The following is a 15,054-nucleotide window of genomic DNA, read 5'->3' as shown; positions in this document are numbered from 1 at the left end:
CTCCTTGCCGGCGGGGCGGGCGCCTAGGCCTCCACCGGCCCGCGGTAGACCACCATCGCCGTGCCCTGCGTCTGGTGGAACCAGTTGTAGCCGATCAGGCGGACGTGGTGGTTGGGGTGCTCCTCGTGGCACTTGCGCGCCTCCTCGAGGATGGTGTCCACGTCGGTCTCGCCGAACATCGGCAGCTTCCACATGTACCAGTAGTGGTCGAAGGCGTTCTCCGGCTCGGTGTGCTCGATCGCCGGCTGCCAGCCCTGCGCGACGATGTAGTCCACCTGCCGGCGGATCTCCTCGTCGCTCATCTGCGGCAGGTAGGAGAAGGTCTCGAATTGCCGGCTGTTGGGGTCGGAGAGCTTCGACTTGTAGTCCTGGATCTCGCTCATGACGGGTCTCCTCGATCGGTTCCAGGCCGCGGGGCCGCGGGCGGGCGCCCCGCCCGCGGCCCGCGAGCGGTTTTTTCTAGCGGTGCTTGGTGTCGATCTTATCGACGGTGTCGAACTCGAAGGTGATCTCCTTCCAGGTCTCCATGGCCGCCTTGAGCTCGGGGCTGTGCTTGGCGGCCTCCATGAGGATGTCGCGGCCCTCCTTCTCCAGGTCGCGCCCCTCGTTGCGGGCCTTCACGCACGCCTCGAGGGCGACCCGGTTGGCGGCCGCGCCGGGCGCGTTGCCCCAGGGGTGGCCCAGGGTGCCGCCGCCGAACTGGAAGACGGCGTCGTCGCCGAAGATGGAGAGCAGCGCCGGGACGTGCCAGACGTGGATGCCGCCGGAGGCGACGGCGAAGGCCCCGGGCATGGCGCCCCAGTCCTGGTCGAAGAAGAGCCCCCGGTCGCGGTCCTCCTCGACGTAGCGCTCGCGCAGCAGGTCCACCCAGCCGAGGGTGGCGGCGCGGTCGCCCTCGAGCTTGCCGACCACCGTGCCGGTGTGCAGCTGGTCGCCACCCATCATGCGCAGGATCTTGGTCAGCACGCGGAAGTGGATGCCGTGGCGGGGGTTGCGGTCGAGCACCGCGTGCATGGCGCGGTGGATGTGCAGGAGCATCCCGTTGTCGCGGCACCAGTTCGACAGGCCCTGGTGGGCGCAGAAGCCGCCCGTGATGTAGTCGTGCATGATGACCGGCGCGCCGATCTCCTTGGCGTACTCGGCGCGCTTGTACATCTCCTCGGGCGTCGGCGCCGTGACGTTGAGGTAGTGGCCCTTGCGCTCGCCGGTCTCCGCCTCGGCCTTCTCGATGGCCTCCATGACGAAGTCGAAGCGCTCGCGCCAGCGCAGGAACGGCTGCGAGTTGACGTTCTCGTCGTCCTTGGTGAAGTCGAGGCCGCCGCGCAGGGCCTCGTAGCAGGCGCGGCCGTAGTTCTTCGGCGACAGGCCGAGCTTGGGCTTGAGGGTGCAGCCGAGCAGCGGCCGGCCGTACTTGTTCATCTTGTCGCGCTCGGAGCGGATGCCGTGGGGCGGCCCCGGCGTGGTCATCACGAAGGCCAGCGGGAAGCGCACGTCCTCGAGGCGCAGGGCGCGCACGGCCTTGAAGCCGAAGACGTTGCCGACGAGCGACGTGAAGACGTTGACGATGGACCCCTCCTCGAAGAGGTCGATCGGGTAGGCGATGAAGGCGTAGAAGGCCTCGTCGTCGCCAGGGACGTCCTCGATCTTGTAGGCCCGGCCCTTGTAGTAGTCGAGGTCGGTGAGCAGGTCGGTCCAGACCGTGGTCCACGTCCCCGTGGACGACTCGGCGGCCACCGCCGCCGCGGCCTCCTCCCGCTCGACGCCCGGCTGCGGCGTCACCTTGAAGACCGCCAGCAGGTCGCTGTCCTTGATCGGGTAGTCCGGCTCCCAGTAGGTCTCGCGGTAGGCTTTGACGCCCGCGGTATAGCTCTTGCTCGCCATCGTCGTCTCCTCAGGGTGTTGTTGCTTCGTTGCCAGCGCTGTGCGCGATGAGGCGCGGCCTCGTGCGGCGCTCGCCCCTTGCAGCGTCTCGTGAAACAGCCTAGCCTTGCTAGCTCAAAAGAAAAAGAAATTGTTTCTGCTTGTCGGATAAGTTTCGACTTATCGGCACGACGGCGATCGAAGCCCAGGAGGAGAGAGAATGAATATCACGCTACGCCAGCTGAAGGTCTTCGAGTCAGTCGCCCGGCACCTGAGCTTCACCCGCGCCGCGGAGGAGCTCTACCTCACCCAGCCGGCCGTCTCCATGCAGATCAAGCAGCTCGAGCAGCAGATCGGCCTGCCGCTGTTCGAGCAGATCGGCAAGCGCATCTACCTCACCGAGGCCGGCGAGGAGGTGCGCCGCTACGCCCAGCGCATCTCCGCCGAGCTGCGCGAGCTCGGCGACGGCCTCGAGGCGCTGCGCGGGCTCAACAGCGGCCGCCTGCGCCTGACGGTCGCCTCCACGGCGAACTACTTCGCCACCGACCTGCTCGCCAACTTCTCGCGCCGCCAGCCGGGGATCACCTTCCAGCTCGAGGTCACCAACCGCGAGGGGGTCATCCGGCGCATCCAGGACAACGAGATGGACCTGGCGATCATGGGCAAGCCGCCGGAGGCGCTCGACGTCGCCGCCGAGGCGTTCATGCCGAACCCCCTGGTGGTCATCGCCTCGCCGGAGCACCCGCTGGCCGACGGCGCCCCCATCCCGCTCGAGCGCCTCCAGGACGAGCTCTTCGTCCTCCGCGAGAAGGGCTCAGGGACGCGCAACGCCGTCGAGCGCTTCCTCGAGCAGCGCGGCCTGCGCCTGCACGGGGGCCTGGAGATGAGCTCCAACGAGGCGATCAAGCAGTCGGTGCAGGCCGGGCTCGGCCTCGGCGTGGTCTCCATCCACACCGTGGCCCTCGAGCTGGAGCTCGGCCGGCTGCGGGTGCTCAACGTCGAGGGCTTCCCGCTGGAGCGCCACTGGTACCTCGTCCACCGCTCCGGCAAGCGCCTGTCGCCGGCCGCCCAGGCCTTCCGGCGCTTCATCCTCGACGAGGCCGACGCCCACTGGCAGACGCCGGCGAGCGCCGCCGCCACGGCGCCGCTGCAGGTGCCCGCCGGCGCCGAGGGCTAAGCGCCGCCTTATCCTGCAGATCACCAATCTTTAGTTCCCCGCGGCCTGCCCGGCGCCGTACGTTGCAGGATTGCCGCAGGCAGGCCGCGCCGACCCCGAGAGGAGCCGCCATGAACGAGCCGCTGATCGCACCGTCCATCCTGTCCGCTGACTTCGCCCGGCTCGGCGCCGAGGTCGACGCCGTCCTCGAGGCGGGCGCGGACATGATCCACTTCGACGTCATGGACAACCACTACGTCCCCAACCTCACCGTGGGGCCGCTGGTCTGCCAGGCGCTGCGCGACCACGGGGTGCGCGCGCCCATCGACGTCCACCTGATGATCAAGCCGGTGGACCGCATCATCCCCGATTTCGCCGCCGCCGGGGCGAGCTGGATCACCTTCCACCCGGAGGCGAGCGAGCACATCGACCGCTCCCTGGCGCTGATCCGCGAGCACGGCTGCAAGGCCGGGCTGGTCTTCAACCCGGCGACGCCCCTCGACTGCCTGCGCTACGTCGCCGACAAGGTCGACATGGTGCTGCTGATGTCGGTCAACCCCGGCTTCCCGGCGCAGAAGTTCATCCCCGGCACCCTCGGCAAGCTGCGCGAGGCCCGGCGGCTGATCGACGAGCTCGGCGGCGGCATCCGCCTCGAGGTCGACGGCGGCATCAAGGCCAACAACATCCGCGAGGTCGCCGAGGCGGGCGCGGACACCTTCGTCGCCGGCTCGGCGATCTTCGGCGCCGACGACTACAGCCAGGCCGTGGCCACCATGCGCGGCGAGATCCGGGCCGCCCACGGGACCGGCTGAGCCGCGACGAACAACCCGCTGCCCACATCGACAAGAGGTTGAAGCCATGTCCGAGAAGCATCCGATCATCGCCGTCACCGGCTCCTCCGGCGCCGGTACCAGCACGGTCAAGGTCGCCTTCGAGCACATCTTCCGCCGCGAGCACATCGACCCGGCGGTCATCGAGGGCGACGCCTTCCACCGCTACAACCGCCAGCAGATGCGCGACGAGCTCGCCCGGGCCGCCCGCGAGGGGCGCAACTTCAGCCACTTCGGCCCCGAGGCGAACGTCTTCGACGAGCTCGAGGCCTCCTTCCGGCGCTACGGCGAGGAGGGGATCTGCAGGCGCCGGCGCTACCTCCACAACGAGGAGGAGGCCGCCCCCTACGGGCTCAACCCCGGCGAGTTCACCGCGTGGGAGGAGGCCGGCAGCGGCAGCGACCTGCTCTTCTACGAGGGGCTGCACGGCGGCGTGGTGACCGAGGAGCACAACGTCGCGCAGCACGTCGACCTGCTCGTCGGCGTCGCCCCCATCGTCAACCTCGAGTGGATCCAGAAGATCCACCGCGACGCCGCCGAGCGCGGCTACACCGCCGAGAAGATCGTGGACACGATCCTGCGGCGCATGCCGGACTACGTGAACTACATCACGCCGCAGTTCTCGCGCACCGACATCAACTTCCAGCGGGTGCCGACGGTGGACACCTCGAACCCGTTCATCGCCCGCGACATCCCCAGCGCCGACGAGTCGATGACCGTCATCCGCTTCCGCGACCCGGAGCGCTTCGGGATCGACTTCCCCTACCTGCTAAACATGATCCCGCACTCGTTCATGTCGCGGCGGAACACCATGGTCGTCCCCGGCGGCAAGACCAGCTTCGCCATGGAGCTGATCCTCACGCCGATCATCCACGAGTTCGTCGAGCGCAGCCGCCACCTCAACGGCGCCGGCTAGGCGCCGCCCGGCACTGCGCCCCGCAGTAAAAGGGGCGCTGCGCACGCCGTGCGCAGCGCCCCCACCCTGCACAGGTGCCGCCCCTCGCCGCACGGCGAGCAGGCGGCCGCGGAGGGGCTCACCGGCTACTGGCCGGAGCCGGTATCCTCCTCGCTCTCCATCGACTCGCCCTCCATGGACTCCTCCTCCATCTCCATGGACTCCCCTTCCATGGGCTCGCTCTCCATGCCCTCGTCCATCGACCCGGACTGCTCCGCGGCGCTCTCCTCCGGCTCCATCCCGTTGCCGGTGTCGTCACCGCCGCCGCAGCCGGCGAGCCAAAACGCCCCCGTCAGGGCGAGCATCCCCGCGATCATCCCCAGCTTACGCATCGTTCAACCCTCCTCTCGCTGCTGCTATCGGTACATGGACTGGTGTACCCGTCCCCACTAAAGCGTAGTAGACGCGCAGCCCGAGGAATCCGCCCCTTGGGCAGCCACGGGCGAAGGGGCATAATCCACGAGAGTCCAACCAGCGCAAAGGGAGGCGGCTGTGACACGCTCTATCCATTCCCACTCGAGCGGCGGCTACCCCGCGCGGCGGCCGCGCCGGATGCGCCGCGACGCCTTCTCGCGGCGGCTCATGCGCGAGACGCGGCTCGCCCCGGACGACCTGATCGAGCCGGTCTTCGTCCTCGACGGCGAGGACCGCACCGAGCCCGTCCCCTCGATGCCGGGGATCGAGCGCCGCTCCATCGACCGGCTGATCGAGCACGCGCGCCACATCCAGGCCCTCGGCATCCCGGCGGTGGCGATCTTCCCGGTCACCCCCACCGAGGCGAAGACCCCCGACGCCCGCGAGGCGTACAACCCCACCGGCATCGCCCAGCGCGCCGTGCGGGCGCTCAAGGACGCCCTCCCGGGGCTCGGGGTGATCACCGACGTCGCCCTCGACCCGTTCACCAGCCACGGCCAGGACGGCCTGCTCGACGAGACCGGCTACGTGCTCAACGACGAGACCGTCGAGGTCCTCGTCCGCCAGGCCCTCTCCCACGCCGAGGCCGGCGCCGACATCGTCGCCCCCTCCGACATGATGGACGGGCGCATCGGCGCCATCCGCAACGCCCTCGAGGGCCACGACTACCGCAACGTGCGCATCCTCTCCTACGCGGCCAAGTACGCCTCGTCGTACTACGGGCCGTTCCGCGATGCGGTGGGCTCGGCGGACAACCTCGACAGCGGCCCGGGCGGGCCGGGCAAGCACAGCTACCAGATGGACCCGGCCAACAGCGACGAGGCCCTCCACGAGGTCGGCCTCGACCTCGCCGAGGGGGCGGACATGTTCATGGTCAAGCCGGGGCTGCCCTACCTCGACATCATCCGCCGGGTGAAGGCCGACTTCGGCGTCCCGACCTTCGCCTACCAGGTCAGCGGCGAGTACTCCATGCTCAAGGCCGCCGGCGAGCGCGGCTGGCTCGACGAGCGCGAGTGCGTCCTCGAGGCGCTGACCTCGCTGCGCCGCGCCGGGGCCGACGCCATCCTCACCTACCACGCCCAGGCCGCCGCCGAGTGGCTCCAGGAGGAGGGCTAGGGTGGCGGCGCCGGCGCGCTACGCGGTCATCGGCAACCCCGTCGGGCACAGCAGGTCGCCGCGGATCCACGCCCTGTTCGCCGAGCAGACGGGGGAGCCGATCGCCTACACCCGGCTCGAGGCGCCGGAGGCGGGCTTCGCCGCCGTCGCCGAGGCCTTCTTCGCCGGCGGCGGCAGCGGGCTGAACGTCACGGTGCCGTTCAAGGAGGCCGCCTGCGCCTGGGCCGACACGCTCAGCAAGCGGGCCCGGGCCGCCGCGGCGGTCAACACCCTGCGCGCCGAGGCCGACGGCCGCCGCCACGGCGACAACACCGACGGCGCCGGGCTGCTGCGCGACCTGCGCGACAACCTCGGCGTCGCCGTGGCCGGCCGGCGCCTGCTGGTCATCGGCGCCGGCGGCGCGGCCCGGGGGATCCTGCCCACCCTGCTCGACGAGGCCCCCGGCGAGGTCCTCATCGCCAACCGCACCGCCGAGCGCGCCGAGCGCCTCGCCGCGGAGCGCCCGGGGGTCCGCGCCTGCGGGCTCGAGGCCCTCGCCGGGCAGGGCGGCTTCGACGTCCTCCTCAACACCACCGCCGCCGGGCTGCAGGGGCAGATGCCGGCGCTGCCGGGCGAGCTGCTCGCCAGCGGCGCCGCCGCCTACGACCTCGTCTACGCCGACGCCGACACCCCCTTCATGGCCTGGGCGCGGCGCCACGGCGCCGCCCTCGTCGCCGACGGGCTCGGCATGCTCGTCGAGCAGGCGGCGGAGTCGTTCGCCGTCTGGCGCGGCGTCCACCCGCGGACGGCGCCGGTGATCGAGGCGCTGCGCGGCGGCTGAGCGGGCTCAGCCGCCGCTCTCCTCCCGGGGGGTGACGAGGACCTCGGCCTCGCCGGTGACCACCACGCGGTTGCGGACGTAGCAGGTGGTATCGAGGGTGACGCGCTTGCTCGCCCGATCGACCCCCTTGACGGTGGCCACCGCCCGGACGGTATCGCCGATGCGCACCGGGGCGCGGAAGCTCAGCTGCTGGTCGAGGTAGATCGCCCCCGGCCCCGGCAGCCGCGTGCCGAGCACGCAGGAGATCAGCCCGCCGAGGAAGATCCCGTGGGCGATGCGCCCCTTGGCGAAGGTCGTCGAGGCGAACTCCTCGTTGATGTGCAACGGGTTGTTGTCGCCGGAGAGCCCGGCGAAGAGCACCAGGTCCGCCTCGGTGACCGTGCGGGCGTAGGCGTCCGACATCCCCGGCTCAAGATCCTCCAGGCAGTAGCCGTGCAGCTCGTGCGGCATCGATAACCCCTCTCGCCGTGCGTGATGCGTCGCACAAATAGCCTACAGGCTTTTGCGGGCATTGGCGATGCGGGCGCCGCGGGGGGCCGTTTGCGCCGGCGAGTTGGCCGTGTCTATACTAATTAGCCGTCTTATCGGCGGGTAATCGGCCAATCGGCCCTGATATCCTCCCCGATGGGGGCGCCACGCTGCCCCTGAGAGAGACTCCCCGCAGCATCCAGAGGCGACCGTGAAGCAGCAAAGCGTACCCGGCGGCCTGCACCGGCCGAGTTTCGAGAAAGACAATTGCGGTTTCGGGCTCATCGCGCACATGGACGGCGAGCCGAGCCACTGGCTGGTCCAGACGGCGGTAGGCGCCCTCGGCCGGCTCACCCACCGCGGCGCCGTCGCCGCCGACGGCAAGACCGGCGACGGCTGCGGCCTGCTGCTCGGCAAGCCGGACGCCTTCCTGCGCGCCGCGGCCGAGGAGGCGGGCATCGCGCTGGCCGAGCACTACGCGGTCGGCAGCCTCTTCCTCCACCCCGACGAGGGGATGGCCGATACGGCGCGCTCGCACCTGAGCGCGGCGCTGGCGGAGCAGGGGCTGGCCGTGGCCGGCTACCGGCCGGTGCCGACCGACACCGAGGCGCTCGGCGAGCAGGCGCTGCGCACCTGCCCGCGCATCGAGCAGGTCTTCGTCAACGCCGACGCCGAGATGAGCGCCCTCGACCTCGAGCGCCGGCTCTTCATCGCCCGGCGCAAGGCCGAGAAGGCGATCGGCGCCGCCGACGAGGTCTTCTACATCGCCAGCCTCTCCGGGCGGGTGCTCTCCTACAAGGGCCTGGTCATGCCCGCCTACCTGCCGGTCTTCTACCCCGACCTGCAGGACGAGCGCCTGGCCTCGTCGCTGTGCGTCTTCCACCAGCGCTTCTCCACCAACACGCTGCCGCAGTGGCGGCTCGCCCAGCCGTTCCGCTATCTCGCCCACAACGGCGAGATCAACACCATCCAGGGCAACCGCAACTGGGCCAACGCCCGGGCGTTCACCTTCAACACCGAGCTCATCCCGGACATGGAGGAGGTCCACCCGCTGGTCAACAGCGAGGGCTCCGACTCCTCGAGCCTCGACAACATGCTCGATGTCCTCCTCCAGGGCGGGATGGACCTCTTCCGCGCCATGCGGCTGCTGATCCCGCCGGCGTGGCAGAACGTCGACTCCATGGACCCGGACCTGCGCGCCTTCTACGAGTACCACTCGATGCACTCCGAGCCGTGGGACGGCCCGGCCGGGATCGTGCTCACCGACGGCCGCCACGCCGCCTGCACCCTCGACCGCAACGGCCTGCGCCCGGCGCGCTGGGTGATGACCGCCGACCGCCACATCACCCTGGCCTCGGAGGTCGGCGTCTACGACTACGACCCGGCGGACGTCGTCGCCAAGGGCCGGCTCAAGCCCGGCGAGATGCTCGCCGCCGACACCGCCACCGGCGAGCTGCTCACCTCCGAGCAGATCGACGAGCGGCTCAAGCACCGCCAGCCGTACAAGGCGTGGCTCAGCCGCCACCTGCGCCAGCTCGAGACGCAGCTCAACGGCGAGCGCGCCAGCCGCGCCGGGCTCGACGCCCACGCCCTGGCCGCGCACCAGAAGCTCTTCGGGATCTCCTTCGAGGAGCGCGAGCAGGTGCTCAAGGTCCTCGCCGAGGACGGCCAGGAGGCCGTCGGCTCCATGGGGGACGACACCCCGCTGCCCGTGCTCTCCAAGCGGGTGCGCTCGCTCTACGACAGCTTCCGGCAGCAGTTCGCGCAGGTCACCAACCCGGCCATCGACCCGCTGCGCGAGCGCATCGTCATGTCCCTGGAGACGTGCCTCGGCCGCGAGAAGAACCTCTTCGAGGAGACCGAGGCCCACGCCAAGCGGATCACGGTGGACTCGCCGGTGCTCTCCGGGGCGAAGTTCGAGGCCCTCAAGGCCCTCGACGACCCGGACTACGCCCACACCGAGCTCGACCTCAGCTACGACCCGGCCGAGCAGGACCTGCCCGGGGCCATCGAGGCGGTCTGCGACGCCGCCGAGGCGGCGGTGCGCGCCGGCACCACCCTGGTCGTCCTCTCCGACCGGCGCGTCGAGCGCGAGCGGCTCGGCATCCACGCCCTGCTCGCCACCGGCGCCGTCCACCACCGCCTGGCGGCGCGCGGGCTGCGCTGCGACGCCAACCTCATCGTCGAGACCGGCACCGCCCGCGACCCCCACCACTTCGCCTGCCTGATCGGCTACGGCGCCACCTGCGTCTACCCGTACCTGGCCTACGAGGTGGTCGCGGCCATGGCCGAGGAGGGCCGGGTCAGCGGCGAGAGCACCGCCGAGCTCTGCCGCAACTACCGCAAGGGCATCAACAAGGGCCTCTACAAGATCCTCTCGAAGATGGGGATCTCGACCATCGCCAGCTACCGCGGCGCGCAGCTGTTCGAGTCGGTGGGGCTCGCCGGCGATGTGGTGGAGCGCTGCTTCACCGGCACCACCAACCGCATCGAGGGGCTCACCTTCGCCGACCTCGAGGCCGACGCCCGGGAGCTCTCGCGCCGGGCCCACCGCCCCACCGAGCCCCTCGACCAGGGCGGGACCTTCAAGTTCGTCCACGGCGGCGAGTACCACGCCTACAACCCCGACGTGGTCTCCTACCTCCAGCAGGCGGTGGAGAGCGGCGACTACGAGACCTACAAGCGCTTCGCGCGCACCGTCAACGAGCGCCCCGCCACCGCCCTGCGCGACCGGCTCGGGCTCCGCGAGCCGGGGCAGGCGCTGGGGATCGACGAGGTCGAGCCCATCGACGCCATCCTGCCGCGCTTCGACACCGCGGGCATGAGCCTCGGCGCCCTCTCGCCGGAGGCCCACGAGTCGCTGGCGATGGCCATGAACCGCCTCGGCGGGCGCTCGAACTCCGGCGAGGGCGGCGAGGACCCGGAGCGCTACGGCACCGAGCGCGTCTCCAAGATCAAGCAGATCGCCTCGGGGCGCTTCGGCGTCACGCCGCACTACCTGGTCAACGCCGAGGTCCTGCAGATCAAGGTCGCCCAGGGCGCCAAGCCCGGCGAGGGCGGGCAGCTGCCCGGGCACAAGGTCAACGAGATGATCGCCCGGCTGCGCTTCTCCAAGCCCGGCGTGGCGCTCATCTCGCCGCCGCCGCACCACGACATCTACTCCATCGAGGACCTCGCGCAGCTGATCTTCGACCTCAAGCAGGTCAACCCGCAGGCGCTGGTCTCGGTCAAGCTCGTCGCCGAGGCCGGCGTGGGCACGGTGGCCGCCGGCGTGGCCAAGGCCTACGCCGACCTGATCACCATCGCCGGCCACGACGGCGGCACCGGCGCGAGCCCGCTGACCTCGGTGAAGTACGCCGGCGGCCCGTGGGAGCTGGGCCTGACCGAGACCCACCAGACCCTGCGCGCCAACGACCTGCGCGGCAAGATCCGGCTGCAGGCCGACGGCGGGCTCAAGACGGGGCTCGACGTCATCAAGGGGGCCATCCTCGGCGCCGAGAGCTTCGGCTTCGGCACCGCGCCGATGGTCGCCCTCGGCTGCAAGTACCTGCGCATCTGCCACCTCAACAACTGCGCCACGGGGGTGGCGACGCAGAACGAGACCCTGCGCCTGAAGCACTTCATCGGCAACGCCGAGAAGGTGGCCAACTACTTCCGCTTCGTCGCCCGGGAGACCCGCGAGTGGCTCGCCCGGCTCGGCGTGCGCCGGCTCGAGGACCTGATCGGGCGCACGGATCTGCTCGAGATCTTGCCCGCCGAGACCGGCCGCCAGGGCAACCTCGACCTGGCGCCGATCCTCTCCGACGGCGGCGTCCCGGCCGACAAGCCGCGCCACTGCGTGGAGCCGTCCAACGACCCCTTCGACAAGGGCGAGCTCGCCGAGCAGATGGTCGCCGACTGCCTGCCGGCCATCGAGGCCCGCCAGGGCGGCGAGTTCCACTACGCGGTGCGCAACAACAACCGCTCCATCGGCGCCCGGCTGAGCGGCGAGATCGCCGCCCGCCACGGCAACCAGGGCATGGCCGAACAGCCGATCACCCTGCGGCTGACGGGTACCGCCGGGCAGAGCTTCGGCGTCTGGAACGCCGGCGGCCTGCACATGGCCCTCGAGGGCGACGCCAACGACTACGTCGGCAAGGGCATGGCCGGCGGCAAGCTCGTGCTCTACCCGCCCCGGGAGAGCCGCTTCGACAGCCGCGCTACCGCCATCATGGGCAACACCTGCCTCTACGGCGCCACGGGCGGCAAGCTCTTCGCCGCCGGGCTCGTCGGCGAGCGCTTCGCCGTGCGCAACTCCGGCGCCACGGCGGTGGTCGAGGGCGTCGGCGACCACGGCTGCGAGTACATGACCGACGGCGTCGTCTGCGTGCTCGGCCCCACGGGGCTGAACTTCGGGGCGGGGATGACCGGCGGCATCGCCTTCGTCCTCGACGAGGCCGGCACCTTCGCCGACCGCTACAACCACGAGCTCATCGACATCCACCGCCTGCAGGCGGAGAACATGGAGGCGCACCGCAACTACCTGCAGGCGCTGATCCGCGAGTTCGTGGCGGAGACCGGCAGCAGCTGGGGCCAGGCCGTGCTCGACGACTTCCGCGGCTACCTCCGGCGCTTCTGGCTCGTCAAGCCGAAGGCCGCCGACCTGCACACCATTCTCGACACGCTCCGCCAGGCGGCCTGACGGCCGCCGGCGGCGCCCACGGGTAGAGACAGCCATGTCCAGCAGCGTCTTCCAGTTCCTCGAAGTCCCGCGGCACGACCCCGACAAGCTCGGCGTCGACGAGCGCATCCGGCGCTTCGCGGAGATCTACGGGCAGTTCGACGACGCCACCGCGGCCGCCCAGGCCGCCCGCTGCCTCGACTGCGGCAACCCCTACTGCGAGTGGAAGTGCCCGGTCCACAACTTCATCCCGCACTGGCTGCGCCTGGTGGCCGAGGGCAACCTCTTCGCCGCCGCCGAGCTCGCCCACAAGACCAACACCCTCCCCGAGGTCTGCGGCCGGGTCTGCCCGCAGGACCGCCTCTGCGAGGGGGCGTGCACCCTCAGCGACGGCTTCGGCGCGGTGACCATCGGCGCCGTGGAGAAGTACATCAGCGACGAGGCGATCCGCCGCGGCTGGCGCCCTGACGTCAGCGGCGTGGTCGACACCGGCAAGCGCGTCGCCGTCATCGGCGCCGGGCCGGCGGGCCTCGGCGCCGCCGACATCCTCGCGCGCAACGGCGTCCGGCCGGTGGTCTTCGACCGCTACCCGGAGATCGGCGGCCTGCTGACCTTCGGCATCCCGCCGTTCAAGCTCGACAAGGGGGTGATCCGCACCCGGCGCGAGCTCCTCGAGGGCATCGGCGTCGAGTTCCGGCTCAACACCGAGGTCGGCCGCGACGTCGAGTTCGCCGAGCTCCTCGCCGAGTACGACGCCGTCTTCCTCGGCACCGGGACGTACACCTACATGAGCGGCGGCTTCCCCGGCGAGGACCTGCCCGGCGTCCACGAGGCCCTGCCCTACCTCATCGCCAACACCAACCGCCACCTCGGCCTCGCCCCCACCAGCGGCGAGCCGACGGACATGACCGGCAAGCGCGTCGTCGTCCTCGGCGGCGGCGACACCGCCATGGACTGCAACCGCACCGCCCTGCGCCAGGGCGCCAAGGGCGTGACCTGCGCCTACCGCCGCGACGAGCGCAACATGCCCGGCTCGCGGCGCGAGTTCGAGAACGCCAAGGAGGAGGGCGTGCAGTTCCTCTGGAACCGCCAGCCCGTCGAGGTCGTCGGCGACGAGCGGGTCGAGGGGGTCAAGGTGGTGCGCACCGAGCTCGGCGCCCCCGACGCCCACGGCCGGCGGCGCCCGGAGCCGGTGCCCGGCTCCGAGGAGGTGCTGCCGGCGGACCACCTGATCATCGCCTTCGGCTTCCGGCCGAGCCCGCCGGCGTGGCTGCAGCAGCACGGCGTGGCCCTCGACGAGCGCGACCGGGTCCGCGTCGGCGGCGGCGAGGACGGGCCCTTCGGCCAGACGACCCATCCCCAGATCTTCGCCGGGGGTGATATGGTGCGGGGCTCGGATCTCGTGGTCACCGCCGTCTGGGAGGGGCGCGAGGCGGCCAAGGGGATCCTCGACTACCTGCAAGTATAGGAGTGGCACGGTGAGCAGCCCTGAGCTTCGCAACGACCGCATCCTGCGCGCCTTCGCCCGCCAAGAGGTGGACCGCACCCCCGTCTGGATGATGCGCCAGGCCGGGCGCTACCTGCCGGAGTACCGGGAGGTCCGCAACCAGGCGGGCAGCTTCATGGGGCTGTGCCGCAGCCCCGAGCTCGCCGCCCGGGTCACCCTTCAGCCGGTGGAGCGCTACGACCTCGACGCCGCGATCCTCTTCTCGGACATCCTCACCATCCCCGAGGCCATGGACCTGGGCCTGTCCTTCGTCGCCGGCGAGGGGCCGGTCTTCGAGCGCCGCGTGGCGACGGCCGCGGACATCGACAGCCTCCCCCGGCCCCGGGCGCAGCACGAGCTGCGCTACGTCATGGACGCCGTCAGCGCCTGCCGCAGCGAGCTCGCCGGCCGGGTGCCGCTGCTCGGCTTCACCGGCAGCCCGTGGACGCTCGCCACCTACATGGTCGAGGGCGGCTCGAGCAAGACCTTCGCCCGCTGCAAGAGCCTGCTCTACGACCAGCCCGAGGCCGCCCACCGGCTGCTGTCGATGCTCGCCGACACCGTCGCCGAGTACCTCGCCGGGCAGGTCGAGGCCGGCGCCCAGGGGCTGATGATCTTCGACACCTGGGGCGGCGCCCTCGACCCGCAGCGCTACCGCGACTTCTCCCTCGCCTACATGGCGCGGATCGTCGAGCAGCTGCCCCGCGAGGCCGACGGCCGCCGGGTGCCGGTCACCCTCTTCACCAAGGGCGGCGGGCAGTGGCTCGAGGCCATCGCCGACACTGGCTGCGACGCCGTGGGCCTCGACTGGACCACCTCCCTGGCCGAGGCGCGGCGGCGGGTCGGCCACCGCGTGGCCCTGCAGGGCAACCTCGACCCGACCATCCTCCACGCCAACCCCGAGGCGATCCGCCGCGAGGTGGCGCGCTGCCTCGACGAGTACGGCCACGGCCCGGGGCACATCTTCAATCTCGGCCACGGGGTCCAGCCGGAGACGCCCCCGGAGCACGTCGAGGCCATGATCAGCGCCTTGCACGAGCTCTCCCCCGGCTACCATGACGACGCGCCGGCCCCGACAGCGCCGTAGGCGGCCGCGCCGGCGGATCCTCTCGGCCGGCGTCGTGCCGGTACGCTTCCAGGAGGGCGAGCGCCTCTACCTGATGCTCCGCGCCTTCCAGTACTGGGACTTCCCCAAGGGCAAGGTCGAGCCCGGCGAGACGCCCCTCGAGGCGGCTCGCCGGGAGGTCGCCGAGGAGGCCGGGATCACCGAGCTCGACTTCCGCTGGGGG

Annotated in this window: 13 protein-coding genes; 9 read left to right on the top strand and 4 right to left on the bottom strand. The window is 71.2% G+C overall.

The annotated features are described in order from the left end of the window. Positions 1–23: 23 nt before the first annotated feature. Both CKO13_RS02015 and CKO13_RS02010 read right to left on the bottom strand, forming a co-directional pair. Positions 24–383: a ribulose bisphosphate carboxylase small subunit gene (locus CKO13_RS02015; protein WP_200256306.1), complete on the bottom strand. Its 360-nt coding sequence runs from the start codon at positions 381–383 to the stop codon at positions 24–26. A 76-nt stretch (positions 384–459) separates the two neighbouring features. After that, entirely contained in the window at positions 460–1,881 is a 1,422-nt protein-coding gene (locus CKO13_RS02010; protein WP_200256304.1) for a form I ribulose bisphosphate carboxylase large subunit, read from the bottom strand. A gap of 199 nt (positions 1,882–2,080) precedes the next feature. Here CKO13_RS02010 and CKO13_RS02005 point away from each other — a divergent pair, with 199 nt between their 5' ends. The 3 genes from CKO13_RS02005 to CKO13_RS01995 all read left to right on the top strand — a co-directional run bounded on the left by CKO13_RS02005 (position 2,081) and on the right by CKO13_RS01995 (position 4,762). Beyond that, positions 2,081–3,037, top strand: a complete 957-nt coding sequence (locus CKO13_RS02005; protein ID WP_200256302.1) for a LysR family transcriptional regulator — start codon at positions 2,081–2,083, stop codon at positions 3,035–3,037. A 110-nt stretch (positions 3,038–3,147) separates the two neighbouring features. Next, entirely contained in the window at positions 3,148–3,828 is a 681-nt protein-coding gene (gene rpe, locus CKO13_RS02000) for a ribulose-phosphate 3-epimerase (protein ID WP_200256300.1), read from the top strand. Positions 3,829–3,874: 46 nt separating this feature from the next. Further along, positions 3,875–4,762 (top strand): phosphoribulokinase, encoded by an 888-nt coding sequence (locus tag CKO13_RS01995; protein WP_200256298.1) that lies wholly within the window; start codon positions 3,875–3,877, stop codon positions 4,760–4,762. A 125-nt stretch (positions 4,763–4,887) separates the two neighbouring features. Here the strand turns inward: CKO13_RS01995 and CKO13_RS01990 are convergent, their stop codons facing one another. Then, positions 4,888–5,133 (bottom strand): hypothetical protein, encoded by a 246-nt coding sequence (locus tag CKO13_RS01990; protein ID WP_200256296.1) that lies wholly within the window; start codon positions 5,131–5,133, stop codon positions 4,888–4,890. Positions 5,134–5,353: 220 nt separating this feature from the next. Here CKO13_RS01990 and hemB point away from each other — a divergent pair, with 220 nt between their 5' ends. Next, complete coding sequence (gene hemB / locus CKO13_RS01985) at positions 5,354–6,331, top strand: porphobilinogen synthase (RefSeq protein ID WP_200256317.1); 978 nt, start codon at positions 5,354–5,356, stop codon at positions 6,329–6,331. A gap of 1 nt (position 6,332) precedes the next feature. Continuing rightward, positions 6,333–7,151 carry a shikimate dehydrogenase gene (aroE, locus tag CKO13_RS01980; RefSeq protein WP_200256294.1) on the top strand — a complete coding sequence of 273 codons (819 nt, stop codon included), beginning with the start codon at positions 6,333–6,335 and terminating at the stop codon, positions 7,149–7,151. Positions 7,152–7,157: 6 nt separating this feature from the next. On the opposite strand, the gene CKO13_RS01975 is transcribed toward aroE, so the two are convergent. Beyond that, the gene (locus CKO13_RS01975) at positions 7,158–7,601 is read right to left on the bottom strand and encodes a MaoC family dehydratase (protein WP_200256292.1); all 444 of its coding nucleotides are present in this window, start codon (positions 7,599–7,601) and stop codon (positions 7,158–7,160) included. A 229-nt stretch (positions 7,602–7,830) separates the two neighbouring features. Here CKO13_RS01975 and gltB point away from each other — a divergent pair, with 229 nt between their 5' ends. The 4 genes from gltB to CKO13_RS01955 all read left to right on the top strand — a co-directional run. Then, positions 7,831–12,300, top strand: a complete 4,470-nt coding sequence (gene gltB, locus CKO13_RS01970) for a glutamate synthase large subunit (RefSeq protein WP_200256290.1) — start codon at positions 7,831–7,833, stop codon at positions 12,298–12,300. 34 nt (positions 12,301–12,334) lie between these two features. After that, a complete protein-coding gene (locus tag CKO13_RS01965; protein WP_200256288.1) occupies positions 12,335–13,747 on the top strand; it encodes an FAD-dependent oxidoreductase in 1,413 nt (470 codons plus the stop codon). A 10-nt stretch (positions 13,748–13,757) separates the two neighbouring features. Further along, positions 13,758–14,852: a uroporphyrinogen decarboxylase gene (gene hemE / locus CKO13_RS01960; protein ID WP_200256286.1), complete on the top strand. Its 1,095-nt coding sequence runs from the start codon at positions 13,758–13,760 to the stop codon at positions 14,850–14,852. After that, a partial coding sequence (locus tag CKO13_RS01955) for an NUDIX domain-containing protein (protein WP_200256284.1) occupies positions 14,821–15,054 on the top strand: 234 nt, incomplete at its 3' end. The genes hemE and CKO13_RS01955, both read left to right, overlap by 32 nt.

Source organism: Halorhodospira neutriphila (assembly GCF_016584055.1).
In the GTDB taxonomy this organism is placed as follows: Bacteria; Pseudomonadota; Gammaproteobacteria; order Nitrococcales; family Halorhodospiraceae; genus Halorhodospira; species Halorhodospira neutriphila.
Note: the sequence above shows the minus strand (reverse complement) of the source record. Positions and strands in the feature narration are given on the sequence as shown.

Excerpts from the sequence above, each read along its gene's own strand:
- CKO13_RS02015 (WP_200256306.1), bottom strand. The coding sequence starts at position 383 with ATGAGCGAGATCCAGGACTACAAGTCGAAGCTCTCCGACCCCAACAGC.
- CKO13_RS02010 (WP_200256304.1), bottom strand. The coding sequence starts at position 1,881 with ATGGCGAGCAAGAGCTATACCGCGGGCGTCAAAGCCTACCGCGAGACC.
- CKO13_RS02005 (WP_200256302.1), top strand. The coding sequence starts at position 2,081 with ATGAATATCACGCTACGCCAGCTGAAGGTCTTCGAGTCAGTCGCCCGG.
- rpe (WP_200256300.1), top strand. The coding sequence starts at position 3,148 with ATGAACGAGCCGCTGATCGCACCGTCCATCCTGTCCGCTGACTTCGCC.
- CKO13_RS01995 (WP_200256298.1), top strand. The coding sequence starts at position 3,875 with ATGTCCGAGAAGCATCCGATCATCGCCGTCACCGGCTCCTCCGGCGCC.
- CKO13_RS01990 (WP_200256296.1), bottom strand. The coding sequence starts at position 5,133 with ATGCGTAAGCTGGGGATGATCGCGGGGATGCTCGCCCTGACGGGGGCG.
- hemB (WP_200256317.1), top strand. The coding sequence starts at position 5,354 with ATGCGCCGCGACGCCTTCTCGCGGCGGCTCATGCGCGAGACGCGGCTC.
- CKO13_RS01975 (WP_200256292.1), bottom strand. The coding sequence starts at position 7,601 with ATGCCGCACGAGCTGCACGGCTACTGCCTGGAGGATCTTGAGCCGGGG.
- CKO13_RS01965 (WP_200256288.1), top strand. The coding sequence starts at position 12,335 with ATGTCCAGCAGCGTCTTCCAGTTCCTCGAAGTCCCGCGGCACGACCCC.